Below are 25,772 nucleotides of genomic sequence, written 5' to 3' on the forward strand. Positions count from 1 at the left end.
CGGTGCAGAAAAAATATTTCTGCACCTGCAAAATCAACGGTTTGCCTTCACCTTCACATAAGATCCGGGTGCCGGCATCAAAGAGGGATACCCCGAATCCCCTACCTCGCGGGCAGGAACCTGCTTGCCGGAGCGTTTCTTGAGCCAATCATTCCAGCGCGGCCACCAGGACCCCTCGTGGAACTCTGCACCCGCCATCCAGGCTTCCTGGTCGCCCTTCAGATCGTCGTTTGTGTAATGGCCGTACTTCTTCTTGCTGGGCGGATTGACGATGCCCGCGATATGGCCGGACTCCGACACGATGAAGCTTTTGCTGCGCGACCCCATCTGCTGCACACCGGCATAACAGTCCTTCCAGCGGGCGATATGGTCGGTCTCGCAGGTGATCGCCATCAGCGGCACGTCCACGTCCTTGATATGCAGCTTGTGGCCCATCAGTTCAAAGCCCTCGCCGACAAACTCGTTGTTCTGGCACAGACCGCGCAGATACTGCACCGCCATCCGGCCCGGCAGATTGGCGCCATCACCGTTCCAGTAAAGCAGATCAAAGGCGGGCGGCGTCTCACCCATCATGTAGCTTTTGACCGCCGGGCCATAGATCAGGTCCTTGGAGCGCAGGAACGACATGGTCCGCGCAATCACCCAGGACCGCAGCAGCCCTTCTTCCTCCACCTGCGCCTCGATCCCGTCGACGAAATCGTTCTGCAGGAACGGCGTGAACTCGCCCTGATCGCCGAAATCGGTGAGTGTGGTAAAGAAGGTTGCAGATTTCACCGACTTGTCGCCGCGCTGTTTCAGCAGCGACAGCGTCAGGCTCAGCGTGGTACCCGCGATGCAATAGCCCACCGCGTTGACCTGCTTGACCTTACAAATCTCTTTGGCCTTGTCAAAAGCGGTCAGGAAACCCTCTTGGATGTAATCCTCCATGCCGACCTCGGCATGGCTGGTATCCGCATTGACCCAGGACACAACAAACAGCGTGTAACCCTGTTCGGTTATCCATTTGATCAGGCTGTTCTGCGCCTTGAGGTCGAGGATGTAGAACTTGTTGATCCAGGGCGGGAACAGCACGATCGGCGTCTCATGCACGGTCTCGGTTACCGGCTTGTACTGGATCAGTTCCATCATCCGGTTGCGGTAGACCACGTCTCCCGGCGTGGTGGCGATATTGCCGCCCAGCTCAAAGGCGCTCTCATCCGCCAGCCGCACCACCAGCTCGCCGTTGTTGGCTTCCAGATCGGTGACCAGGTTCTCGAGACCGTCGATCAGCGACTGGCCTTCGGTCTCCACGGCCTTTTCCAGCGCGTCCGGATTGGTCGGCAGGAAATTGGTCGGCGCCATCATCTCGATGATCTGATCGGCGAAGTATGTAAGCCGCTGCTTGTCCTTGCGGTCCAGGTCCACTGCTTCCTGCACCGCTTTGCGGATCGCATCCGCGTTGGTCATGTACTGCTGCTTCACGAAATTGAAGTACGGGCTGGTCTCCCAAAGCGGATTCGAAAAACGGCGGTCCTTGGGGCCGCCGTCATCCGTATTCTCCAGTTTTCCAGCCAGGGCTTTCTGCGCTTCGGCGAAATTCAGCACAGACTTGCTCCAGTACTCGACCTGCTGTTCCAGGATCTTGGCCGGGTTCTGCATCGCTTCGGCCCAATAGGCAGTTGCTGCGCGCGCATAAAGCTCTTGATTCGGACCGTCCAAAGCCGGGTTATGCGGCACCTTCCGGGACATGACATCAGCCAGACGTTTGCTCAGCTCCTCCACACGGGTCATGTTTTCCTTAAGCTTTTCAATGCTCTCAGAATTCGGGGCTGCGGATAATTCGTCACTAGTTGTCATATAAAAGAATCCCTCATAGGCTTTCTGCTATGCAGAATACTCTTCTGCAATTTTCAGGGCAAAGCGGCGATTGGTCCGATAGTCCGGATTTGTTGGTCCGATGACGCTGGGGCAAAGCCCGAAGGAGACGCGCATGCGATACATGATGACCTACGACCTGATGGAGACCGTCCGGAACACCAACCAATGGTTGGGAGCCACCGCCCTCTCCATGGCATCTTACCCGGTCTTTTCCGCCTTGCCAAACCCTGCTCTCAGCTGGATGGCCGCCTGGGGCGAAGTGACGGAACGTACTTACCAGCGCATGGTGGTGAAACCCGACTGGGGCATCCCCTCCTTCACCTGCGAAGACGGCAAGGACCACGTCGTTGAAATCACCAATGTGGTGGAGCGCCCCTTTGGCGACCTCATCCATTTCAAGGTCAGCGGACGCGAAGAACAGCCGCGCAAAGTACTGCTGGTTGCCCCGATGTCCGGCCATTACGCCACGCTCCTCCGCTCTACCGTGCAAAGTCTGATCAGGAACTGTGAAGTCTATGTGACGGACTGGCACAACGCCCGCGACATCCCTGTTTCTGCAGGTAAATTCGACGTTGAGGATTACACCCTTTACCTCGTCGACTTCATGCGCGAACTGGGTCCTGACATCCATGTTGTTGCGGTCTGCCAGCCGGTGCCGCTGACGCTCGCCGCCACCGCCTATCTGGCGGAGCAGGATCCCAAGGCGCAGCCGTCGTCGCTGACGCTGATCGGCGGCCCGGTGGACCCGGATGCCACCCCGACCGAAGTCACCGATTTCGGCCGCCGCGTCACCATGGGCCAGCTGGAGGAAACCATGATCCAGCGTGTCGGCTACAAGTACAAGGGCGTCGGCCGCAAGGTCTACCCGGGCCTCCTGCAGCTGGCATCCTTCATGTCGATGAACGGCGAACGGCATTCCAAGGCCTTCATGGACCAGATCCAGCGCGTGTCCCGCGGGGAGGCTTCCGACCACGATGCCCACAACCGCTTCTACGACGAATATCTCGCAGTGATGGACATGACGGCGGAATTCTACCTGTCCACCGTCGAGCGCATCTTCAAGAACCGCGAAATCGCCCGCAACGAATTCGTCGTGAACGGCCACAAGGTGGATTTCTCCAAGATCACCGATGTGGCGGTGAAAACCGTCGAAGGCGCCAAGGACGACATCTCCGCCCCCGGCCAATGCATCGCCGCGCTGGACCTCTGCACCGGCCTGCCGGAGGAGAAGAAGGCCAGCCATGTGGAACCGGGCGCCGGCCATTACGGCATCTTCGCGGGCCGCAGCTGGCGCAACAATATCCGGCCGCTGGTGATCGACTTCATGAACGCCAACAGCCGCAAGAAACCGGCGCACAAACCGGCCAACAAGAACACGGCGGCCTGACCGCATGGCGAACGGGCTGGTGTTTTCCTGCAATTGCGGGGCCTTGCGCGGTGAAATTGCGGCGCAAGGCATCAAGACCGGCACCCGCGTTGTCTGCTATTGCGCCGACTGCCGCGCCAATGAGCTGTACCACGGCCAGCCCGACCCGGCCCCCGATCCGGTCGATCTGTTCCAGCTCGCCCCCGATACCATCACCATCACCCAAGGGGCCGAACATCTGAAGGCGCTCCGCCTCGGCCCCCGCGGGCCTTTGCGCTGGTATGCATCCTGCTGCGGCACCCCCTTTGCCAATACCCTGGCCAAGCCGGGGCTGCCCTTTGCCGGCATGCGTTCAGACCTGTTTCAGGACAAATCCGCCTTGGGCAAGATCCGCGCCAAGGCCTTCGTCCCCGCTGCAGGCAAGCAAGCCCGCACCAAGGGCGGCGGAGCAATGGCCTGGGGCATTCTCAGCCGGATGATTACAGCGCGGCTGTCTGGGCGGTGGAAAGACACGCCGTTCTTTGATGCGGTAACCAGCAAGCCAGTGTCAGAACCGCAGCTTGTCAGTAAGGCAGAGCGCGCAAAACTTTACCCCTGACCACACAGCGCCGGCTGACCAGCAGGCGCGGGTTCAGAAACCGGCTCTGCCAGCCAGTGCAGCAACGCCCTGTTCACAGCATCCGGCTGCTCCAGCACCGGGAAATGCCCGGCATCCGGCAGGATTTCCAGCCGCGCCTCCGGGATCAGTTGTGCCAGCAGATCGAGCTTTGCCGGCGGCACCAGTGTGTCATGCTCACCGCCCAGAACCAGCGTGGGAACATGCACACGCCGCATCGCGGCCTGCTGATCCGGCCGCCGCTGCAGCGCACGCGCCTGTGCCACATACATTTCCGGCCCCAACTCCATTCCCATCCGGCAAAACAGCTTGTGGACTTCCAGGCGCAGGGGCCCCGGGGCAAGCGCTTCTGTCGGCATCGTCTCGCGCAGCACATCCTCCAGCCGTCCGGCACGGGCCGCGACGATTTGCGGCTCCCGGCTGGCAGCCTGATCCGGCGTTTCGGCCAGCGGGCTGGCCCCGATGATACACAGGCGGCTGATCCGTTCCGGCGCCCGTCGCACCAGCTCCATTGCCAGAATGCCACCCATCGAAAACCCCGCCAGGGCAAAGCGCGGCGGCAGATGCGTCAGCATCCGGGCAGCGATCTTCTCAACCGTGTCGCCGCCTGCAAGCGGCAGCACCATCACCGGCATGCTTCCGGAAAATGTCCTGACCTGAGCGTAGAAAATACGGCCGTCGCACATCATGCCCGGCAGCAGAACCAGGGGTTCGCGGCACGGTTGCTGATCATAAGGCATGTCCTGCCCTCGCGGTTTGCCTCCCACCCGTGCCCCAACTCTGCGGGCGGCAATCCAATGGATCAAGAAAAACCTTGGAGCGGCGGCAATTTACACAAAAACTGCCGCCGCGATGCCACGCTCAGTAGCCGTTCCAGCGGAACGCGCCGTCCTCAGCCAGGGGCGAAAACGGGTTAAAGGCGATCTCCCAAACATGCCCGTCCGGGCTGCGGAAATAGCCGTGGTGACCGCCCCAGAACACATCCTGCGCAGGCTTCAGGATCTCCGCGCCGGCGGCCTCAGCTGCTGCCAGCAGCTCTGCCACATTTTCCTTGCTGCGGGTGTTATGGCTCAGCGTCATCGCGCCGGTTCCCAGTTCTGCCACCGGCAGTCCGATATCCTCCGCCAGAGCTGCCAGCGGATAAAGACCAAGCGTCTGCGAAATCAGATCAAATGCAATGACGCCATCCGGGCTTTCGGCCCGTTTCCAGCCCAGAGCCTCGTAAAAGGCGGCGGCCTTCTCCATGTCCGGCACGCCCAGTGTAATCAGGCTTACCCTTTGTTCCATCATTCAATTCCTTGTGTTTTCAACCAATTCAATATGCCGTCCACCGTTGCCTGAGTCTGGCTGGGCGACACGATGTCTCCAGCCAGAATGTGGCCATGCACATCGTCTGCAGCGCCTGGCGGCACCAGGTTCACAGATACCGGGCCGCCCCATGCCGCGGCGACCTCACCAGTGATGTCCGGCCGCACCACCTTATCGCCATCCGAATACCAGAACAATGCAGGAACATCCGTTTTTCTAAAATCCATCTCCCGAACGGATTTTAGCATGGCCGCCATCGGCAGCACGGCCTGCGACGGGTAGCGAGTGGTCCAGAACCGCCCAAAGGCCTCGCTGCGCACCGGCAGCTCAATCTCCTGCCCGGCCAGCGGCGGCAGCCAGTAACGCGCGGCAGGCCAGGTCAAGAGCGGTGCAAAAGCCGTGTTCAGCCCGTAATTCGGCGACATCAGCACCAGCGCATCAATGTTTTGCGCCAGATCCGCATCCCGCGCCGCCACCGAAGCCAGGGTTGCACCGGTGGAATTGGCGATCACAACGACCCGCTCCCCCACCTGCGCCGCCGCCGCCAGTGCCTCGGCGGTGTCCCGCATCCAGGCCTTGGGCGTGGCCTCCAGCATTGCTGCACCGGAGCGCCCGTGGCCGGTCAGCCGGGTAAAGACCAGATTGGCGCCCAGGGCCTCAGCCACGCGGTCCGGCACCGGGCGGATTTCCTCGGAGGTGGCGGAAAACCCGTGAATGTACAGGACCGAGACTGGCGTCCGCACCTCTGCCTGCCCGGCCCAGACCACGCGCTTTTCCGCACCCGGGGTAATGTCATCAAACCGGCTCTCGACGCTTTCGAAGTAAACCTGAACACCTTCGCCAAACTTGCGCGCATCAAAACCGGCACTCAGATCCACATCTTCATAAGGACCAAAGGTCCACAACGCCGCCCCGGCGACAGCCAGTGCCAGCAACCCCCGCCCCAAGGCGCGCCCGAACCGGCGCATCAGGAGGTGCCCAGAACGTCCAGTACCGCATCCTCGATCATCGTCAGGCAAGCGCCGTCCGAGAACCGGTGATCCGCATCCTTCACCAGGTTCAGCCGCATATCCGGGCAGGTCGCATGATCCATCAGCCGCAGCGCAGTCTCCGTGGATACAGCCGTATCCGCCGTTCCCTGCAGACAGCGCACTTTGAAGGGCAGGAACAGCGGCGTGCGCAGAACCAGCCGCCTGCGCCCGTCCTCGATCATCCGTTTCGAGATATGATAGGGCTCCATGTAGTCGCTCGGCAGCTCCACATAACCGCGGCTCGCCAGTTCCGCTTTTTGCGCTTCGGAGAAATTGGCCCAATAGCCGTCCTCGGTGAAATCCGGCGCCGCTGCGATGGTCACCATGCCCTTGATCCGCTCCGGCATCTCCCGCGCCAGCAGCAGCGCCTGCCAGCCCCCCATTGATGATCCAACCGGCACGATCTCTCCCTCGGTCAGATGCGCTACCGCCTCCAGCGTGTCCTCGTGCCAGTCGCCGATGCAGCCCTCCTCAAAGGTGCCGGAGCTTTCACCATGACCAGAATAGTCGAACCGCAGAAACGCCTGGCCGCGCGCCTTGGCCCAGGCCTCCAGATGCACTGCTTTGGTGCCTTCCATGTCCGACTTCAGCCCGCCCAGGAACACCACGCACGGCCCCTGCCCCTCGCTCTTGTGATAGGCAATCCGGCGGCCCTGGGCGGTCTCGAGGTACGATGCGGCTGGCATGTCTTTGCTCTCCTGTGCTTTTCCCAAGATGTGGCACGGCTCCGCCCGCCCCGCAAGCAGGTGCACAGCCTGCTTGCAACTCCCCCTCCGCCTTCCTTATGGTCCGCCAGAATTTTTTAGGGACCGTGCGGGCATGTTCAGACTCATCAAGGGCATTTTCACTAGCGCCGCCATCATTGCGGTGGCCCTGGCGACAGTTTGGGCGGTGATGGCCCTGTGGTACCGGCTGCCGTTTGAAACGCTGGGGCGCGGGGCACTGGCGGGCGGCTTTGCCCTCCTGGGTTTTGTTGTGATCGCCGGGCTGTTCCGCCGCCGCGCCCTGCGCGCTCTGAGCACTTTCGCGCTGGCGCTGGCCGCAGTGATCCTGTGGTGGTCGACACTCACTCCGCCCGCGGACCGCAACTGGTCGCCCGATGTGGCCCGCCAGGTGACCGGCACGGTCGCAGGCGATATCCTCACCCTTGAAAACGTGCGCAACTTTGCATGGAATACCCCGGAAGACTTCACTGAGGCCTGGGAAACCCGCAGCTACGACCTGACCAAGCTGCAATCCACCGACCTTTTCATGTCTTATTGGGCCGGCCCGCAGATGGCGCATATGATCGTCAGCTTCGGCTTTGAAGGCGGCGAGCAAATTGCCTGGTCTGTCGAAGTGCGGCGCCAGATCGGCGGCGGCTTCTCCCCCATTGCCGACCTGTTCAAGTCCAACACGCTGGTTCTGATCGCCGCGGATGAGCGCGATTTGGTCGGCACCCGCACCAATGCCCGCGGTGAGGATGTGCAGCTATTCCGCATCGGCGTCAGCCCCGACACCGGCCGGGAACTGCTGATGAAATACGTCGAGACCGCCAACAGCCTGGCGGCACAGCCCCAGTGGTACAATTCACTGACCACCAACTGCACCACCGTTGTGATGACCTTGATCCGCAGTTTTGCGGATGACGTGCCGCTGGACTGGCGGGTGCTGGCGAACGGCTACTTGCCGGAATTTGCTTGGGAACAAGGCGTTCTGGACCAGAGCCGCAGCGTCGAAGACCTGCGCGCACTTGGCAGCATCACCCCGATCGCACAGGCGCACGGGGTCGATCCCGGCTATTCCGCAATGATCCGCGAAGGTGTGCCGTCGCCTGGCCAATAATCCGGGATCTTCATCAAACTGGCTGAATAGATCCCAAGGCGCGCGAGGGGCTGACCCCTCGCATCCCGGGCGGCTGCGTCAGGACAGGCCGGCAGCCGGTGTCCCGCTCACCTTCTGCATCTGCAAGCGGCCCAGCAGGTTCTGGATCCGGCTCAGGACCTCCCCGGTCTGCATCGCCTTCTCCACGTTCGCCCCGCCTTCAATCTGCGCGCCATGCTCATAAGACAGATGGCGGTGCGACAGGATCTTTTGCGACTGGCACAGTGCGGTTTCAATCAGATCCACATCTTCAACCGTCAGGTCAAAGCTCGGGTTCGGGCGGGTCATCGGAACACTCCTGGTATGTCCTTGGGTCTCAGATTTCGGTCACCCTGCCCCGTATTCTCATCAATGGCAATAATTTTTTTGTTATTTTTCAAATGCTTACCAGTATACACATATGTGCAATCGCATGCACAGGCACACAAAGGGATTTTCCGGCGCAATTACAATCACATGCAAAGCCGCCTTGACTTGCCTCTGTATTGGCAGCAAAACGCGCAGACCAAACATATACCCGCAACCGGGCGTTCTGTGGGCGCCAAACCGACGAGGAGCAGCCAGACAATGGCCCAAATCTCTCTCACTTTCCCCGATGGCAATGCACGATCCTACGACGCAGGCATTACTCCTGCGCAGGTGGCTGCCGGCATCTCGACCTCGCTGGCCAAGAAGGCCATCTCCGCCACCGTCAACGATCAGCACTGGGACCTGCAGTGGCCGATTGACAGCGACGCCACCATCGCCATCCACACCATGAAGGATGAGGTCCAGGCCAACGAGCTGATCCGCCACGACCTGGCGCACGTCATGGCGCGTGCGGTGCAGGAAATCTGGCCCGACACCAAGGTCACCATCGGCCCGGTCATTGAAAACGGCTGGTACTACGACTTCGACCGCGCCGAACCCTTCACCCCCGAAGACCTCGGTGCCATCGAGAAAAAGATGCAGGAAATCATCAACAAGCGTGATGAGGTCCGCACCGAGGTGTGGGAACGCGACCGCGCGATCCAGCATTACACCGACAACAACGAGCCCTATAAGGTCGAGCTGATCGAGAGCATCCCGGGCGATGAACCGCTGCGGATGTACTGGCACGGCGACTGGCAGGACCTCTGCCGCGGCCCGCACCTGCAGCACACCGGCCAGCTTCCGGGTGATGCCTTCAAACTGATGTCGATTGCCGGTGCCTACTGGCGCGGCGACAGCTCCCGCGCCATGCTGCAGCGGATCTACGGCGTTGCCTTCACCGGCAAGGAGAAGCTGAAAGCGCACCTCCACATGCTGGAAGAGGCCGCCAAACGCGACCACCGCAAGCTGGGCCGCGAGATGGACCTGTTCCACATGCAGGAAGAGGCGCCGGGCCAGATCTTCTGGCACCCGAACGGCTGGACCGTCTACACCCAGCTGCAGGACTACATGCGCCGCCAGCAGCGCAAGGGCGGTTATGTCGAGGTGAACACCCCTCAGGTCGTGGACCGCAAACTGTGGGAGGCCTCAGGCCACTGGGACAAATACCAGGAGAACATGTTCATCGTCGAAGTGGACGAAGAGCACGCCCGCGAAAAGGCTGTGAACGCGCTCAAGCCGATGAACTGCCCCTGCCACGTGCAGATCTTCAACCAGGGCCTCAAATCCTACCGCGACCTGCCGCTGCGCATGGCCGAATTCGGCTCCTGCAACCGGTATGAGCCCTCGGGCGCACTGCACGGCATCATGCGGGTGCGCGGCTTTACCCAGGACGACGGCCACATCTTCTGCGCCGAGGATCAGATCGAATCCGAAACCGCGGAATTCATCGACTTCCTTTCCAAGATCTACAAAGATCTGGGTTTTGAGAAGTTCTCGGTCAAATTCTCCGACCGCCCGGACACCCGCGCCGGTTCCGATGAGGTCTGGGACAAGGCAGAGGCCGCGCTTCTGTCCGCCACCCGCGCCGCCGGGATCGAACCGGAATTGAACCCTGGCGAAGGTGCCTTTTACGGGCCGAAACTGGAGTTCGTCCTGACCGACGCCATCGGCCGCGACTGGCAGTGCGGCACCCACCAGGTGGACTTCGTGCTGCCTGAACGCCTGGATGCCACCTATATCGGCGCCGACGGTGCCAAGCACCGCCCGGTCATGCTGCACCGCGCCACCCTCGGCTCCTTTGAGCGTTTCATCGGCATCCTGATCGAGGAACACGCAGGCAAGCTGCCGTTCTGGCTGGCGCCGCGCCAGGTGGTGGTCGCCTCGATCACCTCCGACGCAGATGACTATGTGCAGGAGGTTGTCGCCGAGCTGAAGAAAGCCGGCGTGCGGGCCGAGGCCGATATCCGCAACGAGAAGATCAACTACAAGGTCCGCGAGCATTCGGTGGGCAAGGTTCCGGTCATTCTCGCCGTCGGCCACCGCGAGGTGGAGGAGCGCACCGTCTCCGTCCGCCGTCTTGGCGAAAAACAGACCAAAGTGGAAAGCCTCGAAAATGTTACAAAGGCACTGGCGGTGGAAGCCACCCCGCCGGACCTGCTGTAACATTCCGCCCCGAAAACAGCATCAGCGGCCCCCACACGGGGGCCGTTTTGTTTCAAGCCCGGGTAAAATTCCGCGATTTCAGCCCTTTGCTCTGCAATCCTGTCTCACATACGCTGACGCAGACGTGAGACACAGCCTCGTGACTTAAATTCCTGAAAACCTCGGGTTAGTGTTTTCCTGTCAACACGACACCGCATGTTAAACCGAAAGGAATTCACGAGATGTCGACCACCGCAAAATCCCTGGCCGTTGCCAGCGCCGTTGCCGCCGCTCTGACCGCAGCTTCGACCATCCCCGCTGCTGCTGCCACCAAGGAAAAATGCTACGGCGTTTCGCTGGCAGGCCAGAACGACTGCGCTGCCGGCCCCGGCACCACCTGCGCAGGCACCTCGACCACCGATTACCAGGGCAACGCCTGGACCCTGGTGGATGCCGGCACCTGCGAAGGCATGGAACTGCCGGCGATGGCAGACGGCACTGAGCGCAAGGGCTCGCTGGAGCCGCTGGAGCGCGACCTGCCGGCATAAGATCGGCCTGATTTCCGGGGCGGGAGTGAAAGTTCCCGCCCCTTTTGCACCCGGACCACAGGACCCGCCATGCTCGACTCCGCTGCACATAACAGGCTGCCCGCCGCCCCCGGCGTCGGATATAAGCCGCAGCATTTCGCCCAGATCACAACCGATCCGGGCAGCGTCAAATGGCTGGAAATCCACGCCGAGAACTACATGGGCGACGGCGGCCGCCCGATTGCCCAGCTGCGCCACCTGTCCGAGCGCTTTGCCATGTCGGTGCACGGCGTCGGCCTGTCGATCGGCGGCGAGGGCCCGCTGGATGCAGACCACCTCACCCGCCTCAAGCATCTGGTTGGCTGGCTGAACCCTGCCAGCTTCTCCGAGCACCTGGCTTGGTCCACCCACGACAGCCATTTCTACAACGACCTGCTGCCGCTGCCCTACACGGACACCAGCCTGCAGCGGATCTGCGATCACATCGACGAACTGCAAGACACCATCGGCCGCCGGATGCTGCTGGAAAACCCCTCCAGCTACCTCGCCTTTGCCGAGAGCACCTGGTCCGAGCCGGAGTTCCTGGCCGAAATCTCCCGCCGCACCGGCTGCGGGCTGCTTCTGGACGTGAACAACGTCTTTGTCTCTGCCACCAACCTCGACTTCTCGCCCCAGGGCTATATCGACGCCTTTCCGCTGGACGAGGTCGGCGAAGTACACCTTGGCGGCCATGACGAGGATGAGGACGACCACGGCCATCCGCTGCTGATTGACAGCCACGGGCGCGAAGTGGTGGACCCGGTCTGGGCGCTGCTGGACTATACGCTTGCAAAATCCGGCCCCAAGCCGGTGCTGATTGAATGGGACAACGACGTGCCGGACTGGCCGGTGCTTGAAGCCGAGGCCGCCCGCGCCGCAACCGCGCTGGAGCGCGTCCCGGCATGAGCGTCTCCCAGACAGAATTCACCCGCGCCATGATGGATGCGGGGCAGCCGGTGCCGGACGGGCTGATCGACCATCACGCCAAGCCCGCCGGGCGCCGCTTCAGCGTCTACCGCAACAATGTGGCCGTCTCCCTGACAGAGGCCATGCACAGCGCCTTTCCGGTGACAGCCAAGCTTCTGGGAAAGCAGAACATGGACGGGCTGGCAGGCATCTATCTGCGCCAGCATCCGCCGTCGTCACCCCTGATGATGTTCTACGGCGAACACTTCCCCGCCTTCCTGGAAGGCATGGAACAGCTCAAGCATCTGGGCTACCTCGGGGATGTGGCCCGGCTGGAGCTGGCCCTGCGCCGCGCTTACCACGCCGCCGATGCCGCGCCCATTGCGCCTGAGCCGCTTGGCGCCCTGACGCCGGATCAGCTGATGAACACCCGCCTGACGCTGGCGCCCGCCGTGCAGGTTATCTGTTCGCCTTGGCCCATTCACGCCATCTGGCGCTACAACACCGAAGACGGCGCGCCCAAGCCAGAGCCGAAGGCCCAGGACGTTCTGGTCACCCGCCCCGAATTCGACTCCATTCCCCAGGTTCTGCCGTCTGGCGGGGCCATCTGGATCCGCGCCCTGATGGAGGGCGCCACCATCGGCGAGGCGCTGGAACAGGCCGCCGCCGCAGACGAAACTTTCGACCTGGGTGCTACGCTGGCCCTGCTGTTGCAGGGCGGCGCGATCACCGGCTTGGACAGCAAAGGGTAATTCCATGCACGCACTTGTCTCCATTCACGACGCCGTCTTCCGCCATGTGGAACGGGGCGGCAACTGGCTGCTGCCTCTGGCCGCGCGCTTTGTCTTTGCCTCCACCCTGCTGCTCTACTTCTGGAACTCCGGCCTGACCAAGCTGGGCGACGGCATCCTCGGCCTGTTCAGCCCCTCGATCGGTGCCTACAGCCAGATCTTCCCGAAACAGCTGGAAGCGGCTGGCTACGACGTCTCCCAGTTCGGGCTGTTCCAGAAACTGGTGGTGCTGGCCGGCACCTATGCCGAGTTCATCCTGCCGCTGCTGATCGTGATCGGCCTGTTCACCCGTCTCGCCTCTTTGGGCATGATCGGCTTTGTCATTGTGCAATCGCTGACCGACATCTACGGCCATGGCGCAACCGACGGCAAAACCCTTGGCGCCCTGTTTGACCGCTTCCCCGACGCGGTGATCCTGGACCAGCGTCTGTTCTGGGTCTTTCTGCTGGCGGTTCTGGTAGTCAAGGGCGCCGGCGCCTTGTCTGTTGACGCCCTGCTGCGCAACCGGATGGAACCGGCCATCGCCTGACACGGCCACTTGGCAAAAGCAAAAGGCGCCCTGCCCCCGGCAGCGGCGCCTTTTTCATGCGGTTCCGCAATGGATCAGAAATGCGCCTTGGGCTCATCCGGCTTGCCCGCCGCAAGCGCCATCAAGCCGCCCACCGCAGCAAAGCTGAGCGGAAAGATGGTAAAGACGTTGAGGCCAAAGCCTGCATACATCCCCGCCGCCGATCCCAGCAGCAGGATACCGCCCCACAAGGCCCGCGCCCGTGCCATCGCCCCGCCGGCAATCGCCAGCAGCGGCGACAGCACCGCCAGCATCCGCAGCTTCTCAACGTTCTCGACCTGTTCGGCCAGCCCCTCGACCTCGCCGAAATGCTCCACCGCGGCGGTGTAGCCATAGCCGAAGAACCCGACCACCATGCCGAAAACCCCGGCGATGATCCCCAGTACAAGGGCTGCATTACGCATCAATTCTCTCCCGAAATCTGCGGAAATGACATATGCGCCGCCTCAAGCCGCGCCAAGAGCCGCCTTGGTGTTCTGATCCCAACCCAGGAATAATTCCCCGTCACGCTCGATCAGCGGCCGCTTCATCAAAGCCGGGTGCGCCCGCAGCAGGTCCAGCGGCTCGCCGGCGCGCTCTTCCTCGCTCAAGCCCCTCCAAGTGGTTGACCGCGTGTTCACTAGCTTTTCGCCGAATTGCGCATGGGCGGTCTCCAGCAAACCCTCCGGCATGCCATCCGCGCGGATATCGACCAATACCGAATCCGGAAGCGCTTTCAACGCCTTGCGGCAGGTATCGCAGTTCTTGAGCCCGTAGATTTTCATGATGCCTTCATGCTCCCGATCCGGGATTCACACAATTTATGGTAGAATTCACCGGTTTCTCTTGATTTTCGTTCAGCCCGTGTAAAACTCTAGGTTGTTCGGCTTAACCATGTTCCCCGCAATCAGGGAACGGGCCGGATACCCCGGGGCATCCCGGGGCGACGTGCAAAGTAGAAGGAGACACGGGAAATGCCAAGCGGCACCGTGAAGTGGTTCAACACCACCAAAGGGTACGGGTTTATTGAACCCGATGAAGGCGGCAAGGATGTGTTTGTGCACATTTCAGCGGTGGAGCGGTCGGGCATGACCGGTCTCGCCGACAATATGAAAGTCGGCTATCAGCTGACCGAGGGCCGGGACGGCCGGCAAATGGCGGCCGACATCAAGGCGATGTAAGGTCTCATGCCTGCGCTGCGCCCGGACTTTGGCCGGGCGCAGGCACTGAGGGCGGTCTCAGCCCCGCCGCAGATATTCCACCATCACACAGGCCGGATCGCTGCTACGCAGCACCGTTTCCCCTGCCTTGGTCCAGTCGTCTGCCTGAAACTCCGGAAAAAAGGCGTCCGCCTCTTCAATGGTCAGGTCAACTTCGGTGACCAGCAGCCGGTCCGCCATCCCCAGCATTCCGCGATAGATCCCCTCGCCGCCGATGCCATAGACGCGCCGGTAGCCTTGGGCATAGGCTTCCTGCACCGCGGCCTCGATTGAGGGCAGCACGATCTCTGCCGCCTGCGGGTTGGAGGACACCACCAGATTTAGCCGGTTCTTCAACGGCTTCACCGGCAGGCTGTCCCAGGTGTTGCGGCCCATGATGATGGCACCGCCCAAAGTCTCGCGCTGAAACGCCTTCATGTCCTCAGGTGCTCGCCACGGAATATCGTTATCCTTGCCGATGGCACCGTTGCGCGCCCGCGCAGCGATCAGGGTAATCATGCCTGTTGTCCTTGTTCCTTAGACCGCCACCGGCGCTTTGATCACCGGATCGGGGTCATAATTCAGGATTTCAAAATCCTCAAAGGTGAAGTCGAAAATCGAGTTCACCTGACGCTTGATGCGCAGCTGCGGCAGCGGCTTGGGGCTGCGCGACAGCTGCAGCTGCACCTGCTCCACATGGTTCGAATAAATATGCGCATCCCCCATCGTGTGCACGAAGTCCCCGGCCTCGTAGCCGGTCACATGCGCCAGCATGGCCAGCAGCAGCGAATAGGAGGCAATATTGAACGGCACGCCAAGGAACATGTCGGCGGAGCGCTGATAGAGCTGCATATGCATCTTGCCGCCCGCAACCCGCACCTGCCACAGCGTATGGCAGGGCGGCAGCGCCATATCCGGCACATCCGCAGGGTTCCAGGCGGAGACGATCAGGCGGCGGCTGTCCGGGCTTTTGCGGATCATCTCCACCAGATCCGAAATCTGGTCGACACTGCCCGCACGGTACAGCGGCTCATCCCCGATGGTGCCCTCTGCCAGTTCCAGCTTGGGGAACCGGCGCCATTGGTGGCCGTAAACGGGGCCGAGGTCGCCATTCTCATCGGCCCATTCGTCCCAGATCGAAACGCCGTTTTCCTTCAGGTAGCGGATGTTGGTGTCCCCGGACAGGAACCACAACAGCTCATGGATGATGGAGCGCAGATGCAGCTTCTTGGTGGTCACCAGCGGGAAGCCGTCCGCCAAGGCATAGCGCGCCTGCATCCCGAAACAGGACAGCGTGCCGGTGCCGGTGCGGTCGTCTGACGGCACCCCGTTATCCAGAATGAACTGCAGTTGATCGTGATATTGTTGCATGGCCTGCTCCCTGCCCACTGGCGCTGGCCCGGTCTTACCTTCCGGACCGGGCGGGGCCAAGCGGGAATCCCTTGCGCCCTGCCCCTTGGGACATACTACATCTGGCCCACCCGGAATCAAAAGCCGCAAAATGAGCACAGGATCGTGACGGCAGCCCCCTCTTTGCCGCTTTTCCTTCTGCGCGGCCCGGTCAATACTGCGGGCAAAACCAATCAGGGGAAACCATCATGCCGCTTACCTATCTGCACACTATGGTCAGGGTGAAAGACCTGGAGAAATCCATGGCCTTCTTCGAACTCCTCGGCCTCAAGGAAACCCGCCGCTGGGACAACGAGCAGGGCCGCTTCACCCTGGTCTTCATGGCGCCTCCCGGCCAGGAGGACGCCCCGGTCGAACTGACCTATAATTGGGACGGCGACGAAGGGCTGCCCAGCGACAGCCGCCATTTCGGCCATCTCGCCTATGGGGTGGATGACATCTATGCCACCTGCCAGCACCTGATGGACAACGGCGTCACCATCAACCGCCCGCCGCGCGACGGGCATATGGCTTTCGTGCGTTCGCCCGACAATATCTCCGTCGAACTGCTGCAGAACGGCCCCTCCCTGCCCGCGGCAGAGCCCTGGGCCAGCATGGAAAACACTGGTCACTGGTAGGGTTGGCCACTAGGCCCGGTCTCTCGCAAGCCTGGTCACTGGCGGACCTCGTCACTGTCCGGTCTGGCTATTGGCAGAACCGGCCGCAGAGTGCGCTGGCCGTTGACTGCCAGCCCTGTATCTCTCTCGGGGTGCAGGGCAAAAGCCAACGGCGACGTTACCGCATGCCCGAAACGAGTGCAGCCGCCGCGAACTAAAGCCTGGAACGCAACTGGCACCCACGCAAAAAGCCGGCTCAGCCCTGCCTGGGCTGTCCGTGCAAAAACGCCTGTTCTATGCCTGTTGATACCGGGCGGAAAGGGCGGCTGCTTCTGCAGCCTCAGCCGTGGCCTGCGCGAGGCCCGGCGCCTTACCCTTCAATCCGGTCAGAGCACGGTTTCCCCTCATGCCCTGTCAGAGGCCTGCCGGTGTTCCCCGGCTGCGCGGCCTAATGCCTGCTGGAAAGTTTTCCCGGCAGACGCTTAGTAAATGTAACGGATCTGGTCGGACCAGTAGCGCTCCATGCGCTTCAGCGAGGCGGTAATATCCTCGATCCCTTCAGAGGAAATCACGTTCTTGCCTTCCAGCCCTTCGGCATGGCGGGAGAACAGCGCCGAAACGATATCGCGGATCTCGCGGCCGCGCTGGGTCAGGCGCACCCGTACAGAGCGGCGGTCAATCTCGCAGCGCTGATGGTGCATATAGCCCATTTCGACCAGTTTCTTCAGGTTGTAGCTGACATTGCTGCCCTGATAGTAGCCGCGGGTTTTCAGTTCCCCGGCGGTCACCTCGTTGTCGCCGATGTTAAACAGCAGCAGCGCTTGAACGGCATTGATTTCCAATACACCAACACGTTCAAACTCGTCCTTGATGACATCCAGCAGCAGACGATGAAGGCGCTCAAGCAGACCCAGCGCCTCCAGGTAGCCAGTCATGAAACCCTTGCGGTCCACCTGGCCAATTGGCAATTCCATACTCATTCGCATCTCCGACTCGAATTTGCTTCTGAGACAAGATGCCAACAATTCCCGAAAAATCAGTTAAGCCGGAATTTTATTATTTTTGGCGGGTTTGTGCGATTTCTGCAACCAGGGCGCGGAACCGCTCCTGCGGTTCCGCCTGGCCGGTCACCCACTGGTACAGATCCTGGTCGTTCTCGAGCAGCAGCTGGTCATAAAGATCCAGCTGCGCCGCGTCCATCTGCTCCAGGCTGGCAGCTGCATAGGCCGACAGCAGGATATCCATTTCCTTGATACCCCGGCGCATCGAGCGCATCTGCAGCCGCTTTAGCCGGGTGGCACGGTCTTCCTGCATCATCGGCCTCAGACGGTTTCCGGGGCCGGTGCGTCATTCACCTGCAGCAGGGTGCGCAGTTTCTTTTCCAGCCGCGCAGCGCGCTCGGCGTTCTGGCGCATCTCGCTGCGCAGCGAACGCAACTCATTCAGCACGCTGGCAAAATCACCGGCTTCAAGCTCCAGCGGCGCCGGTTCCGACATGCCTTCGCCTTCGCCGGTCAGCAGCCAGGACATCGACACGTTCAACAGGCCTGCCAGCATGGTAAGCTTGTTGGCACGCGGCTCCGACAGGTCCCGTTCCCAAGCGCTCAGGGTGGATTTCTTGACACCCAGACGCCGTGCCAGCTGGCCTTGGGTCATACCGGCGGCTTCGCGCGCCGCGGCAACGCGATCGCCGAAAGTTGCTGCATCCGGGCCGTACCAGTCTGTGTTCTGCTCAGTCATTGTCAGTTCTCCTAACTCAAAGTGCCAATGCAGCTTGATCGCTGTTTGGCGGCAACCTATGACAGTTCCGCAGAACATACAAACCGGGGCACCGCCAATGTCTTTCCTGTCCGAGACCTTATCCCGCGTCAAACCGTCGCCGACCATAGCGATGACCGCAAAAGCAGCAGAGCTGAAGGCGGCGGGACGTGACGTCATCGGCCTGAGCGCCGGTGAACCTGACTTTGACACACCGCAGAACATCAAGGACGCTGCGGTTGCCGCCATCGCCGCGGGCAAGACTAAATACACTGCCCCCGACGGCATCCCGGAGCTGAAACAGGCTGTCTGCGCCAAGATGAAGCGCGACCACGGGCTGGAGTACACGCCTGCGCAAGTCTCTGTCGGCACCGGCGGCAAGCAAACGCTTTACAACGCGCTGATGGCTACCCTGAACCCCGGTGACGAGGTGGTGATTCCCGCCCCCTACTGGGTCAGCTACCCCGACATGGTGCTGCTGGCCGGCGGCACGCCGGTGATTGCCGAAACCTCGCTGCAAACCAATTTTAAGCTGACCGCTGATCAGCTCGAGGCCGCGATCACCCCCAAGACCAAATGGTTCATCTTCAACTCACCCTCGAACCCGACCGGTGCGGGTTACAGCAAGGCAGAGCTGAAAGAGCTGACCGACGTGCTGATGCGCCACCCCCATGTCTGGGTGATGACCGACGACATGTATGAGCACCTCGCCTATGACGGGTTCGAATTCTGCACCCCTGCGCAGGTGGAGCCCGGCTTGTATGACCGCACTCTCACCTGCAACGGTGTCTCCAAGGCCTACGCGATGACCGGCTGGCGCATCGGCTATGCCGCCGGCCCTGAAAAGCTGATCGCAGCCATGCGCAAGGTGCAGTCGCAGTCCACCTCCAACCCCTGCTCGGTCAGCCAATGGGCCGCGGTGGAGGCCTTGAACGGCACTCAGGACTTCCTGGCCCCCAACAATGAGAAATTCGTGCGGCGCCGCGATTTGGTGGTCTCCATGCTGTCCGAAATCGACGGCATCACCTGCCCGGTGCCGGAGGGCGCGTTTTACGTCTACCCTTCCATCGCCGGGCTGATCGGTAAAACCACGCCTGCGGGCAAAGTGATTGAAACCGATGAGGGTTTCGCCACCGCCCTCCTGGAGGAAGCAGACGTCGCCGTGGTGTTCGGTGCCGCCTTCGGCCTGTCGCCCAACTTCCGCGTCAGCTACGCCACCTCCGACGAAGCACTGGAAGAGGCCTGCCGCCGCATCCAGAAATTCTGTGCTTCGCTGACGTAAACAGGAGACAAGAGCATGAGCGCCGATCTGCCGGATTACTACTTCCGCGTCCGTGAGAACGGCGCTTTTGTCTTCCGTGTCGATACCGAGAACCGCAACCGGCGGATCGAGATGGACCAGATCGCCGTGGTGAACATCCGCAACGGCGAGATCAAACCGCACGGCCAGCGCCAGCTGAGCGAACAGGACCTTGCTGAGATCAAGTACTGGATGGAAGCCCGCGCCGCCACCCTGGCGGCCCGCGATATTGACGACATCCACCGTGCCATCGACCATTTGAACCTCACCGCCCACTGGGCCAACAGCCGCGCCACGGATGCACAGCTGGAGGAAGTCACCGATGCGCTCCTGATGGCCATGCACGACCTGCGCAACGTGCTGGTGCGCAAGAAGGCCGACCGGCTGATGAAGGAACGCGGCGGGGAATAGGCACTGGCCGCCGGCTCAGCCGCAATACAGCGATCTGACAGAATAAGAACGGTACCCGGTTTGCACCTGCGGCTGGCCCGGTTCCGTCGTATTCGGCGGGTGCCTGCGCAGGTTCGGGCTTTCCAGAACAAACAGGCTGCGCTGCCACCGCGCGTCCGGCGTGCCCGGCTCCACCCCTGTCAGCCGCAGCCGCCATCTCAGATGCAACCCAGCCCTTGCCTGCGCATCACCGCCCAGACCGAAACCGCGGCGGCCCTGCGGCACAGCCTGCTGCGGTGCCATCCCCTCCAAGCTGGCAACCTGACAAACAAACTGGCCTTCAACCTCCGCCCGCAGACCGCCGCGCGGCAGCTCCCGCGTCAGCGTCACCATGTGGCCGGCCTTGATCCCCGTGCCGCGGACCGCAAACTCCAGCGGCTCAGGCAATTCAAAAAACCCGGTGTCCGGCCCGAACAACCGCGCCTCGCCCAGCCAGCCGGCGCCGCCGGCGAAACGCAGCGCATAGCGTCCGGGCGGCACCAGAACCTTAAAGAACTTCCCGCCCCGGATATAGGCCGCCAGCGCATCACCTTTGCTGCCGGACAGCACCAGGAAATAGTCGTCACCTTCAGGCGTCCTGACCTGCAGGGGAAAGACAGCGGGCAGCCCGCTGCGGTTCCACATCAGCCCGGCTGGCGGGCGTTCCGGTTCACCGTCCCCGGCGGCCACTGCCGCAACGCTCCAGAAAAGCGCCAGCAGCCCGCAGAACAGGCACGCTGCAGCCGCGTGGAGCACCCCCCTGCTGCCCGCGGGCGCAGACTTATCCGGTCCGCTCCCCAGCCATTTTTTGCAATCGATCGAGACAAAGTTCATTTCGGCATTTGACATTTGGAAACCATGCGCCCCGGATAGAGCCATGCCCTTCCGCCTTGCAAACAAACCCACCGGAAACGAGCGAGCCTCTGCTTTCGCTCTCACCTCGTCGCTAAGCGTCTGACTGCTCGACGGTTTTCAATCCCACGATGGCTCCGCAGGCCTGCTTTATACCGCTCATGATTTCCAGCGCCACACCTAGCTCCTCGGGTTCCAGCTCCAGCTTTGCCAGAGCTTCTGAGAGTTCACCCAACGCTTCCGATTGCTGCGCAATCGCATTCAGCAGATCTGCCAGCGATTCCGCGTACTGCTGTCCGGGCTTTTCCGGGTCCGCATCGTAATCCTCCAGAATACGAAGCTTGGCCAAAACACCCAGTTCGGTATTTTGCATCAGTTCCGAAGCCCCAAAGGCACGAAACTTCTCGGCCAGTTCAGACGCCCGGCCAGAGATCTCGGACAGTGTCCCGACCATCTCCTCGGCCGTAACATTCAGGTAGCTGCGGTAGGCGGCATCAAGCGTCTCTTCCAGATCCAGCGCTTCGACAACGGCTATGACAACGCCTTGGTCAGGGTTGTTGCGTGTTTGCGCTTCAAGAATTCTCTTGCCGTATTCCTCATAGACGTCCTGCGCCTGTGCAGCCAGCCAAGCAAGGCAAAGCCCGAGAACAGCCAGGGAAACCAAGTTTACCGGGGTTCTTCGCATTACTCGCCTCCTTTGCACAACGTGCGCAGCCGTGCCTGCCGGAATTCCAGTTGACCGCTCTCCGGGAGATACGCGCCAAACTTAGTTGGCTCGTACAATCTGCATTGCTCTTGCAGGATCGCATCCCAGGATTCCGCCGTCATCCCGCCCTCGGAAACCAGCTTTTCAATATAGTCGAACCGCAAATTCCATAGATTATATGCCTCTGTCTGGCGGTCCCCGTCGCTGGTGGAGGCCATAACTGACAGCAGATCGTTGGCATTGCTTGCCAGTTCCCGGCGCACTTCGAATGCATTGCCAAGATTCAATGCTTTATTTGCAGCGGATAACTGGCAGATGGCTACAATTGCAGCCACCAGGGTAACCGCTACACCTGCCTGCGCGATACGGATAGGGTCATCGAACACAACCAGACACTCCGCCAAGAAAGTCCACACTCGTTACAAGGGCACCGAAAACGAAGGCACCCGCCCGTGCGCCACTTCCAATACGATACAACTAAAACTTGATTTTCGCCAGCAGGAACCAAAGTCAGCCGTCCGGGCCGTCCCTTGGGAAACGGAAGCCGCCGCTGTACCGTTAAAGTATAGCAGCAAGGCTCCGTTCACCTGACATTCAGAAACAAGGGTTCTTCCGGTCATATCCGCCGGAAGCATCTGAAGAATTGCCCGGCACCTCAGGACGCTTTGGCGCCTGCCGCGTCCTTCATCGCGTCCACGCCCTTCTTCCACAGGTTGCCCTGCCACAGTTCCTCCAGCCCGGTCTCACCGCTGGCGCCCTTGGTGGTCAGGTAGTCATAATAGGACGTCGGCTTATGGCCGGTGATGTTGTAGAAATCCGGGCTGCAGCGGGTGTAGAAGCCGTTGGTCAGATACTCAAAGAATTCCGCCCGGGTGGCACCAAAGTCGGCCTCGAACTGTTCCATCGACTGGGCACGGTATTCGATGTCCTTACCCATCGCGCGGCCCAGGTCCGCGGCAATTTCCGCCATCGACTGCGGCGCCGGGCCGGTGATGTCATAGAACTTGTTGCCGTGCCGCTCCGGCCCTTCGGCCAGAACCACCGCCGCCGCCTCGGCAATATCGCGGGTAGCGACAAAGGAGTTGCGCATGCTCCCCAGCGGGTTGGAGAACCAGCCTTCGTTTTCAATGGTTTCGCAGTCGGTCTTCAGCAGGTGGTTCATGAAGAAGTTGTTGCGCAGCGCAGTGACAGTCAGCCCTGCATCGATCAGCGCCTTCTCCCCCCACCAGTAGTGCTGCAGCATCAAGGGAATGCCCGCACCTGGACGCGAGGCGTGGGTGTCCACGTCGTAGTCGGCGGTGTTTGTATCCGCGCCCATGCAGCTCACGCGCACAACATGTTTGATCTGATCTTTGCGCGCCCCCAGCGCCTTGCAGAAGTTCAGATGCCCCTCCAGCATCGGATCCAGCGAGGCGGAATAGACCGCCGATACGCCCTCCAGCGCAGCCTCCCAGGTGGCCGGGTCCGACAGGTCGAATTTCACCACTTCATCAGCCCCCAGCGCCTGCAGCTGTTCCGCCTTGGCATCGCTGAAGTAGCAGGCGCGCACGGTGAACTGCTGCCCTTGCGCCAGCCGCGCCACCAGCTCACGGCCGATGCGGCCGGTGGCCGAGGTGATAAGAACAATCGGTTTGGACATGGCAGAGCCTCCTGACGGCGCGGGCCGCTGCCCGGCGCACGGGGTTTCAAATCTGCGCAGACCCTACAGGCAAGCCGCCAGCTGCAGCCCCCGAAACCCGACGGGAAATGCACCGCATCCGCCACCCGCCGGACATGCAAAAAGGCCCCGCAATCCGCGGGACCTTTTCTGCGCTGTGCCGTCACCTGCGCGGCCGGAAGGGAATATGCGCCTCCCCCCGAAAGGCAAGAGGGGTGCAGCATGACGGTGCTCCAGCGGCTTTGGCCGGGATCAGCCTGCCTGGGTCAGAACGCCCGCCTCGATCGCTGCGCTCACTTCTGCCGCATCGGCTTCGCCATCCGCATTGGCGTCAATGGTGGCAAAGGTTTCCGCGGTCAGCTCAGGGAACGCCAGCTGAAGCTCTTCCAGCGAGAAAGTACCGTTGCCATCAGCGTCCAGCTCTACTGCCAGGTCCTTCGCAACCAGCGGCGAAGCGGTCAGAGCAGCAACAGCGGCGGCGGTCAGGGCAAACTTTTTCATGTGAGACACTCCAGTCATCATTTGGTTTGTTGCAGCCCGCGGTGTGTTCCGCGAGCCGTGGCAAACAGCTATGACGCGCCCTGGCGCAGCACCATCCCCCAACCGCATCCGGCTCGAAACCCGGCGCAACAGCGCCGTTTTTCTGTTTCAAATAAGCAGGTTACCGCCCTACCGGCCGGACCGGCCTTTGTCCGCGCAGGCCCGCAACCCCTTCCTGCGGCTTTCCGCTTGGCCAGCAGAGAATGCACCGGTGGCGGGAACCAATCCACGAGTTGCGATTCACGGTTTGCACCCGGCAACCAGGATCAAGGCCCCGCCGCGGAAAAAATGCTAGACTCAGTTCTTGCGGCACCGGGCCCAAAGGCCCGCCGGAGCAACGCAGACATGAAACCGAAGATCGAGAAACTGAACGCGCTGGGATCCCGCTATGCGGATGCCATGGCGATGTGCGGCCTGGCCGATGACCTTCTCGACCCGGACCTGCTGGACGCCCGCCCTTTCCGCTTTGCCGAAGGCGAGCATCTCTGCTCCCGCGGCGATCCGGCGACCTGTCTCTGGATCGTGGTGGAGGGCTCCGTCGCGATCCGGGAAGACGGCCACACGCTGTTTGTCCGCCGCCGCAACGAGGTGGTCGGAGAGCAGCATCTGGTCGGCAACGGCTACCAGCGGATCTATGACCTGGTAGCGAATGAGACAAGCGTTGAAGTGCTGGTTGTCGACAAGGCCAAGATTGAACGGCATCCGGAAGCCGGGAAGATCTGGCGCAACATCGCCAAGATCATCTCGATCAAGCTGCGCGGCGCCAGCCGCCGCACCGCCTCGCTCAGCCAGCAGCTGGCCGATGACACCCGCATCCTGCACGCCTACACCAACGAATACGCGCTCAGCCGCCGGATGCAGGCCGGCGCGGGCCAGCAGACCGGCTATGCGGTGGACCGGGCGGTGATCTGGTTCTCGGACGTTGTCAACTTCAGCGGCTACACCACCAGAACGCCGCCGGAGCGGATCGCCGACATCGTGCAGCGGTTCTTCAACGCCCAGACCCAGCCGATCCAGCAGCATGGCGGCCATATCGACAAATTCATCGGCGACGGGCTGATGGCGTTCTGGGTGCTCGGCTCCGCCACCGACTCCGCCCGCAGCATCTGCACCGCCGCCCTTCGCGCCGCCGAGGAGGCAGTGGCCGCCGTTGCTGACATCACCATCGGCAAGCAGGCGCTCGGCCTGCGTATCGGCCTGCACGCAGGCTACGTGCTCAGCGGCGATTTCGGCTCCGCCACCCGCCATCAGTTCACCCTGATCGGACCGGAGGTGAACAAGGCCGCCCGGCTGGAACAGGCGCACCAGGAAGACGTGATGGAGGGCGGGAAAATCGGGCCGGTCCGCATCAGCCCGGAACTGCGCAGCGAGCTGGGCGGGATCGACCAGAAGCGCTATGGAAGCAAATTCGCCGTCCGCGCCAAAAACATCGGCACGCTGGAGTTTTTCACAGGCTGACAGACCGGGGCGGTTTTACTCGGCGATATCCTCCGCCCACAGCTCCGGCTTCTCCCGGATGAACCGTTCCATCAGCGCGATGCAGTCCGGATCATCGGCAATCACCACCTCGACCCCCTTGGAGCGCAGGAAGTCCTCGTTGCCGCCAAAATTCTGCGTGTCGCCAATCACCACCCGCGGGATGCCGAATTGCACGATGGTGCCGCTGCACATCATGCAGGGCGACAGCGAGGTATAAAGCACCGTGTCCCGGTAACTCTGTTGCCGCCCGGCCTTGCGCAGCGCGTCCATTTCGCCATGTGCAATCGGATCGCCCTTCTGCACCCGCTGATTGCGCCCCTGCGCCACCACCCGGCCGCCGCGCGCCAGCACCGACCCGATCGGGCAGCCGCCCTCGTCAAATCCCGCCTTGGCTTCCTCATAGGCAATGCGCAGCAGGCGCTTGTCGTCGTCTGTCATCATGGGAAACGGCCTCTTTCTGAATGAATACAATGCTCTTGAGGAACCCTGCCTGCGGGGCACCG

General features: G+C 61.8%; 32 protein-coding genes. 13 read left to right on the top strand and 19 right to left on the bottom strand.

Annotated elements, in window-relative coordinates:
- Nucleotides 1–33 precede the first annotated feature (33 nt).
- A complete protein-coding gene (locus tag A9D60_RS05230; RefSeq protein ID WP_065266619.1) occupies nucleotides 34–1,836 on the bottom strand; it encodes a PHA/PHB synthase family protein in 1,803 nt (600 codons plus the stop codon).
- Between the two features lie 133 nt (nucleotides 1,837–1,969).
- On the opposite strand from A9D60_RS05230, the gene phaZ reads away from it, so the two are divergent.
- Nucleotides 1,970–3,244 (top strand): polyhydroxyalkanoate depolymerase, encoded by a 1,275-nt coding sequence (gene phaZ, locus A9D60_RS05235; RefSeq protein ID WP_065266620.1) that lies wholly within the window; start codon nucleotides 1,970–1,972, stop codon nucleotides 3,242–3,244.
- A gap of 4 nt (nucleotides 3,245–3,248) precedes the next feature.
- A complete protein-coding gene (locus A9D60_RS05240) occupies nucleotides 3,249–3,821 on the top strand; it encodes a DUF6151 family protein (RefSeq protein WP_065266621.1) in 573 nt (190 codons plus the stop codon).
- On the opposite strand, the gene A9D60_RS05245 is transcribed toward A9D60_RS05240, so the two are convergent.
- The 4 genes from A9D60_RS05245 to A9D60_RS05260 all read right to left on the bottom strand — a co-directional run bounded on the left by A9D60_RS05245 (nucleotide 3,812) and on the right by A9D60_RS05260 (nucleotide 6,864).
- The gene (locus A9D60_RS05245) at nucleotides 3,812–4,579 is read right to left on the bottom strand and encodes an alpha/beta fold hydrolase (RefSeq protein ID WP_065266622.1); all 768 of its coding nucleotides are present in this window, start codon (nucleotides 4,577–4,579) and stop codon (nucleotides 3,812–3,814) included. The two genes, A9D60_RS05240 and A9D60_RS05245, sit on opposite strands and share 10 nt — an antisense overlap.
- 121 nt (nucleotides 4,580–4,700) lie before the next feature.
- Complete coding sequence (locus A9D60_RS05250; RefSeq protein WP_065266689.1) at nucleotides 4,701–5,126, bottom strand: VOC family protein; 426 nt, start codon at nucleotides 5,124–5,126, stop codon at nucleotides 4,701–4,703.
- On the bottom strand, nucleotides 5,126–6,115 hold the full coding sequence (locus A9D60_RS05255; RefSeq protein WP_065266623.1) for an alpha/beta hydrolase: 990 nt from the start codon (nucleotides 6,113–6,115) through the stop codon (nucleotides 5,126–5,128). The genes A9D60_RS05250 and A9D60_RS05255 overlap by 1 nt, the downstream gene beginning before the upstream one ends.
- Entirely contained in the window at nucleotides 6,115–6,864 is a 750-nt protein-coding gene (locus tag A9D60_RS05260) for an alpha/beta hydrolase (protein WP_065266624.1), read from the bottom strand. Before A9D60_RS05260 ends, A9D60_RS05255 begins: the two co-directional genes overlap by 1 nt.
- 133 nt (nucleotides 6,865–6,997) lie before the next feature.
- Between A9D60_RS05260 and A9D60_RS05265 the strand changes: the two genes are divergently transcribed.
- A complete protein-coding gene (locus A9D60_RS05265) occupies nucleotides 6,998–8,002 on the top strand; it encodes an Lnb N-terminal periplasmic domain-containing protein (RefSeq protein WP_065266625.1) in 1,005 nt (334 codons plus the stop codon).
- 78 nt (nucleotides 8,003–8,080) lie between these two features.
- Here the strand turns inward: A9D60_RS05265 and A9D60_RS05270 are convergent, their stop codons facing one another.
- Entirely contained in the window at nucleotides 8,081–8,329 is a 249-nt protein-coding gene (locus A9D60_RS05270; protein WP_065266626.1) for a hypothetical protein, read from the bottom strand.
- 279 nt (nucleotides 8,330–8,608) lie between these two features.
- Here A9D60_RS05270 and thrS point away from each other — a divergent pair, with 279 nt between their 5' ends.
- The 5 genes from thrS (at nucleotide 8,609) to A9D60_RS05295 (ending at nucleotide 13,326) form a co-directional block, all read left to right on the top strand.
- Nucleotides 8,609–10,555 (top strand): threonine--tRNA ligase, encoded by a 1,947-nt coding sequence (gene thrS / locus A9D60_RS05275; protein WP_065266627.1) that lies wholly within the window; start codon nucleotides 8,609–8,611, stop codon nucleotides 10,553–10,555.
- 221 nt (nucleotides 10,556–10,776) lie between these two features.
- Entirely contained in the window at nucleotides 10,777–11,082 is a 306-nt protein-coding gene (locus A9D60_RS05280) for a BufA1 family periplasmic bufferin-type metallophore (protein WP_019295611.1), read from the top strand.
- Between the two features lie 69 nt (nucleotides 11,083–11,151).
- Nucleotides 11,152–12,006: an MNIO family bufferin maturase gene (gene bufB / locus A9D60_RS05285; RefSeq protein ID WP_065266628.1), complete on the top strand. Its 855-nt coding sequence runs from the start codon at nucleotides 11,152–11,154 to the stop codon at nucleotides 12,004–12,006.
- Complete coding sequence (locus A9D60_RS05290) at nucleotides 12,003–12,758, top strand: HvfC/BufC N-terminal domain-containing protein (RefSeq protein ID WP_065266629.1); 756 nt, start codon at nucleotides 12,003–12,005, stop codon at nucleotides 12,756–12,758. The genes bufB and A9D60_RS05290 overlap by 4 nt, the downstream gene beginning before the upstream one ends.
- Nucleotides 12,759–12,762: 4 nt before the next feature.
- Complete coding sequence (locus A9D60_RS05295; protein ID WP_065266630.1) at nucleotides 12,763–13,326, top strand: DoxX family protein; 564 nt, start codon at nucleotides 12,763–12,765, stop codon at nucleotides 13,324–13,326.
- 74 nt (nucleotides 13,327–13,400) lie between these two features.
- Here the strand turns inward: A9D60_RS05295 and A9D60_RS05300 are convergent, their stop codons facing one another.
- Both A9D60_RS05300 and A9D60_RS05305 read right to left on the bottom strand, forming a co-directional pair.
- Nucleotides 13,401–13,769: a hypothetical protein gene (locus A9D60_RS05300; protein ID WP_065266631.1), complete on the bottom strand. Its 369-nt coding sequence runs from the start codon at nucleotides 13,767–13,769 to the stop codon at nucleotides 13,401–13,403.
- Between the two features lie 42 nt (nucleotides 13,770–13,811).
- The gene (locus A9D60_RS05305) at nucleotides 13,812–14,129 is read right to left on the bottom strand and encodes an ArsC/Spx/MgsR family protein (RefSeq protein ID WP_065266632.1); all 318 of its coding nucleotides are present in this window, start codon (nucleotides 14,127–14,129) and stop codon (nucleotides 13,812–13,814) included.
- A gap of 189 nt (nucleotides 14,130–14,318) precedes the next feature.
- On the opposite strand from A9D60_RS05305, the gene A9D60_RS05310 reads away from it, so the two are divergent.
- The gene (locus A9D60_RS05310; RefSeq protein ID WP_039186282.1) at nucleotides 14,319–14,525 is read left to right on the top strand and encodes a cold-shock protein; all 207 of its coding nucleotides are present in this window, start codon (nucleotides 14,319–14,321) and stop codon (nucleotides 14,523–14,525) included.
- A gap of 57 nt (nucleotides 14,526–14,582) precedes the next feature.
- On the opposite strand, the gene A9D60_RS05315 is transcribed toward A9D60_RS05310, so the two are convergent.
- Both A9D60_RS05315 and A9D60_RS05320 read right to left on the bottom strand, forming a co-directional pair.
- The gene (locus tag A9D60_RS05315; protein WP_065266633.1) at nucleotides 14,583–15,062 is read right to left on the bottom strand and encodes a dihydrofolate reductase; all 480 of its coding nucleotides are present in this window, start codon (nucleotides 15,060–15,062) and stop codon (nucleotides 14,583–14,585) included.
- Between the two features lie 18 nt (nucleotides 15,063–15,080).
- A complete protein-coding gene (locus A9D60_RS05320; RefSeq protein ID WP_065266634.1) occupies nucleotides 15,081–15,914 on the bottom strand; it encodes a thymidylate synthase in 834 nt (277 codons plus the stop codon).
- Nucleotides 15,915–16,141: 227 nt separating this feature from the next.
- On the opposite strand from A9D60_RS05320, the gene A9D60_RS05325 reads away from it, so the two are divergent.
- Complete coding sequence (locus tag A9D60_RS05325; RefSeq protein WP_065266635.1) at nucleotides 16,142–16,570, top strand: VOC family protein; 429 nt, start codon at nucleotides 16,142–16,144, stop codon at nucleotides 16,568–16,570.
- Between the two features lie 461 nt (nucleotides 16,571–17,031).
- Here A9D60_RS05325 and A9D60_RS05330 read toward each other — a convergent pair whose 3' ends face one another.
- The 3 genes from A9D60_RS05330 to A9D60_RS05340 form a co-directional block, all read right to left on the bottom strand.
- Nucleotides 17,032–17,529, bottom strand: coding sequence for a MarR family winged helix-turn-helix transcriptional regulator (locus tag A9D60_RS05330; RefSeq protein ID WP_039186275.1), 498 nt, complete (start codon nucleotides 17,527–17,529; stop codon nucleotides 17,032–17,034).
- A gap of 76 nt (nucleotides 17,530–17,605) precedes the next feature.
- Entirely contained in the window at nucleotides 17,606–17,863 is a 258-nt protein-coding gene (locus A9D60_RS05335; RefSeq protein WP_065266690.1) for a succinate dehydrogenase assembly factor 2, read from the bottom strand.
- A gap of 8 nt (nucleotides 17,864–17,871) precedes the next feature.
- Nucleotides 17,872–18,288 carry a helix-turn-helix domain-containing protein gene (locus A9D60_RS05340; RefSeq protein WP_065266636.1) on the bottom strand — a complete coding sequence of 139 codons (417 nt, stop codon included), beginning with the start codon at nucleotides 18,286–18,288 and terminating at the stop codon, nucleotides 17,872–17,874.
- A gap of 97 nt (nucleotides 18,289–18,385) precedes the next feature.
- Here A9D60_RS05340 and A9D60_RS05345 point away from each other — a divergent pair, with 97 nt between their 5' ends.
- Both A9D60_RS05345 and A9D60_RS05350 read left to right on the top strand, forming a co-directional pair.
- Nucleotides 18,386–19,588 (top strand): pyridoxal phosphate-dependent aminotransferase, encoded by a 1,203-nt coding sequence (locus tag A9D60_RS05345; protein WP_065266637.1) that lies wholly within the window; start codon nucleotides 18,386–18,388, stop codon nucleotides 19,586–19,588.
- A gap of 15 nt (nucleotides 19,589–19,603) precedes the next feature.
- Complete coding sequence (locus tag A9D60_RS05350) at nucleotides 19,604–20,017, top strand: hypothetical protein (protein WP_065266638.1); 414 nt, start codon at nucleotides 19,604–19,606, stop codon at nucleotides 20,015–20,017.
- 15 nt (nucleotides 20,018–20,032) lie between these two features.
- Here A9D60_RS05350 and A9D60_RS05355 read toward each other — a convergent pair whose 3' ends face one another.
- The 5 genes from A9D60_RS05355 to A9D60_RS05375 form a co-directional block, all read right to left on the bottom strand.
- Entirely contained in the window at nucleotides 20,033–20,884 is an 852-nt protein-coding gene (locus A9D60_RS05355) for a hypothetical protein (protein ID WP_175392896.1), read from the bottom strand.
- A 97-nt stretch (nucleotides 20,885–20,981) separates the two neighbouring features.
- On the bottom strand, nucleotides 20,982–21,572 hold the full coding sequence (locus tag A9D60_RS05360; protein WP_141117824.1) for a hypothetical protein: 591 nt from the start codon (nucleotides 21,570–21,572) through the stop codon (nucleotides 20,982–20,984).
- The gene (locus tag A9D60_RS05365; RefSeq protein WP_141117826.1) at nucleotides 21,572–21,979 is read right to left on the bottom strand and encodes a hypothetical protein; all 408 of its coding nucleotides are present in this window, start codon (nucleotides 21,977–21,979) and stop codon (nucleotides 21,572–21,574) included. Before A9D60_RS05365 ends, A9D60_RS05360 begins: the two co-directional genes overlap by 1 nt.
- 269 nt (nucleotides 21,980–22,248) lie before the next feature.
- On the bottom strand, nucleotides 22,249–23,232 hold the full coding sequence (locus A9D60_RS05370) for an NAD(P)H-binding protein (protein ID WP_065266640.1): 984 nt from the start codon (nucleotides 23,230–23,232) through the stop codon (nucleotides 22,249–22,251).
- Between the two features lie 270 nt (nucleotides 23,233–23,502).
- A complete protein-coding gene (locus A9D60_RS05375) occupies nucleotides 23,503–23,751 on the bottom strand; it encodes a calcium-binding protein (protein WP_065266641.1) in 249 nt (82 codons plus the stop codon).
- Between the two features lie 384 nt (nucleotides 23,752–24,135).
- Here A9D60_RS05375 and A9D60_RS05380 point away from each other — a divergent pair, with 384 nt between their 5' ends.
- Nucleotides 24,136–25,248, top strand: coding sequence for an adenylate/guanylate cyclase domain-containing protein (locus A9D60_RS05380; RefSeq protein ID WP_065266642.1), 1,113 nt, complete (start codon nucleotides 24,136–24,138; stop codon nucleotides 25,246–25,248).
- Nucleotides 25,249–25,263: 15 nt separating this feature from the next.
- Here A9D60_RS05380 and A9D60_RS05385 read toward each other — a convergent pair whose 3' ends face one another.
- Complete coding sequence (locus tag A9D60_RS05385) at nucleotides 25,264–25,707, bottom strand: nucleoside deaminase (RefSeq protein WP_065266692.1); 444 nt, start codon at nucleotides 25,705–25,707, stop codon at nucleotides 25,264–25,266.
- Nucleotides 25,708–25,772: the final 65 nt, after the last annotated feature.

The organism is Leisingera sp. JC1, from assembly GCF_001679925.1.
Classification (GTDB): domain Bacteria; phylum Pseudomonadota; class Alphaproteobacteria; order Rhodobacterales; family Rhodobacteraceae; genus Leisingera.

What these genes read in the sequence shown, in the direction of transcription:
- phaZ (WP_065266620.1), top strand. Translation starts at nt 1,970, where the DNA reads ATGCGATACATGATGACCTACGACCTGATGGAGACCGTCCGGAACACC.
- A9D60_RS05380 (WP_065266642.1), top strand. Translation starts at nt 24,136, where the DNA reads ATGAAACCGAAGATCGAGAAACTGAACGCGCTGGGATCCCGCTATGCG.
- A9D60_RS05370 (WP_065266640.1), bottom strand. Translation starts at nt 23,232, where the DNA reads ATGTCCAAACCGATTGTTCTTATCACCTCGGCCACCGGCCGCATCGGC.
- A9D60_RS05250 (WP_065266689.1), bottom strand. Translation starts at nt 5,126, where the DNA reads ATGGAACAAAGGGTAAGCCTGATTACACTGGGCGTGCCGGACATGGAG.
- A9D60_RS05345 (WP_065266637.1), top strand. Translation starts at nt 18,386, where the DNA reads ATGTCTTTCCTGTCCGAGACCTTATCCCGCGTCAAACCGTCGCCGACC.
- A9D60_RS05320 (WP_065266634.1), bottom strand. Translation starts at nt 15,914, where the DNA reads ATGCAACAATATCACGATCAACTGCAGTTCATTCTGGATAACGGGGTG.
- A9D60_RS05325 (WP_065266635.1), top strand. Translation starts at nt 16,142, where the DNA reads ATGCCGCTTACCTATCTGCACACTATGGTCAGGGTGAAAGACCTGGAG.
- A9D60_RS05245 (WP_065266622.1), bottom strand. Translation starts at nt 4,579, where the DNA reads ATGCCTTATGATCAGCAACCGTGCCGCGAACCCCTGGTTCTGCTGCCG.
- A9D60_RS05310 (WP_039186282.1), top strand. Translation starts at nt 14,319, where the DNA reads ATGCCAAGCGGCACCGTGAAGTGGTTCAACACCACCAAAGGGTACGGG.
- A9D60_RS05305 (WP_065266632.1), bottom strand. Translation starts at nt 14,129, where the DNA reads ATGAAAATCTACGGGCTCAAGAACTGCGATACCTGCCGCAAGGCGTTG.
- A9D60_RS05255 (WP_065266623.1), bottom strand. Translation starts at nt 6,115, where the DNA reads ATGCGCCGGTTCGGGCGCGCCTTGGGGCGGGGGTTGCTGGCACTGGCT.
- A9D60_RS05375 (WP_065266641.1), bottom strand. Translation starts at nt 23,751, where the DNA reads ATGAAAAAGTTTGCCCTGACCGCCGCCGCTGTTGCTGCTCTGACCGCT.
- A9D60_RS05265 (WP_065266625.1), top strand. Translation starts at nt 6,998, where the DNA reads ATGTTCAGACTCATCAAGGGCATTTTCACTAGCGCCGCCATCATTGCG.
- A9D60_RS05385 (WP_065266692.1), bottom strand. Translation starts at nt 25,707, where the DNA reads ATGACAGACGACGACAAGCGCCTGCTGCGCATTGCCTATGAGGAAGCC.
- A9D60_RS05290 (WP_065266629.1), top strand. Translation starts at nt 12,003, where the DNA reads ATGAGCGTCTCCCAGACAGAATTCACCCGCGCCATGATGGATGCGGGG.
- A9D60_RS05295 (WP_065266630.1), top strand. Translation starts at nt 12,763, where the DNA reads ATGCACGCACTTGTCTCCATTCACGACGCCGTCTTCCGCCATGTGGAA.
- A9D60_RS05270 (WP_065266626.1), bottom strand. Translation starts at nt 8,329, where the DNA reads ATGACCCGCCCGAACCCGAGCTTTGACCTGACGGTTGAAGATGTGGAT.
- A9D60_RS05360 (WP_141117824.1), bottom strand. Translation starts at nt 21,572, where the DNA reads ATGCGAAGAACCCCGGTAAACTTGGTTTCCCTGGCTGTTCTCGGGCTT.
- A9D60_RS05350 (WP_065266638.1), top strand. Translation starts at nt 19,604, where the DNA reads ATGAGCGCCGATCTGCCGGATTACTACTTCCGCGTCCGTGAGAACGGC.
- A9D60_RS05315 (WP_065266633.1), bottom strand. Translation starts at nt 15,062, where the DNA reads ATGATTACCCTGATCGCTGCGCGGGCGCGCAACGGTGCCATCGGCAAG.
- bufB (WP_065266628.1), top strand. Translation starts at nt 11,152, where the DNA reads ATGCTCGACTCCGCTGCACATAACAGGCTGCCCGCCGCCCCCGGCGTC.
- thrS (WP_065266627.1), top strand. Translation starts at nt 8,609, where the DNA reads ATGGCCCAAATCTCTCTCACTTTCCCCGATGGCAATGCACGATCCTAC.
- A9D60_RS05330 (WP_039186275.1), bottom strand. Translation starts at nt 17,529, where the DNA reads ATGAGTATGGAATTGCCAATTGGCCAGGTGGACCGCAAGGGTTTCATG.
- A9D60_RS05280 (WP_019295611.1), top strand. Translation starts at nt 10,777, where the DNA reads ATGTCGACCACCGCAAAATCCCTGGCCGTTGCCAGCGCCGTTGCCGCC.
- A9D60_RS05355 (WP_175392896.1), bottom strand. Translation starts at nt 20,884, where the DNA reads ATGTCAAATGCCGAAATGAACTTTGTCTCGATCGATTGCAAAAAATGG.
- A9D60_RS05240 (WP_065266621.1), top strand. Translation starts at nt 3,249, where the DNA reads ATGGCGAACGGGCTGGTGTTTTCCTGCAATTGCGGGGCCTTGCGCGGT.
- A9D60_RS05340 (WP_065266636.1), bottom strand. Translation starts at nt 18,288, where the DNA reads ATGACTGAGCAGAACACAGACTGGTACGGCCCGGATGCAGCAACTTTC.
- A9D60_RS05230 (WP_065266619.1), bottom strand. Translation starts at nt 1,836, where the DNA reads ATGACAACTAGTGACGAATTATCCGCAGCCCCGAATTCTGAGAGCATT.
- A9D60_RS05260 (WP_065266624.1), bottom strand. Translation starts at nt 6,864, where the DNA reads ATGCCAGCCGCATCGTACCTCGAGACCGCCCAGGGCCGCCGGATTGCC.
- A9D60_RS05335 (WP_065266690.1), bottom strand. Translation starts at nt 17,863, where the DNA reads ATGCAGGAAGACCGTGCCACCCGGCTAAAGCGGCTGCAGATGCGCTCG.
- A9D60_RS05300 (WP_065266631.1), bottom strand. Translation starts at nt 13,769, where the DNA reads ATGCGTAATGCAGCCCTTGTACTGGGGATCATCGCCGGGGTTTTCGGC.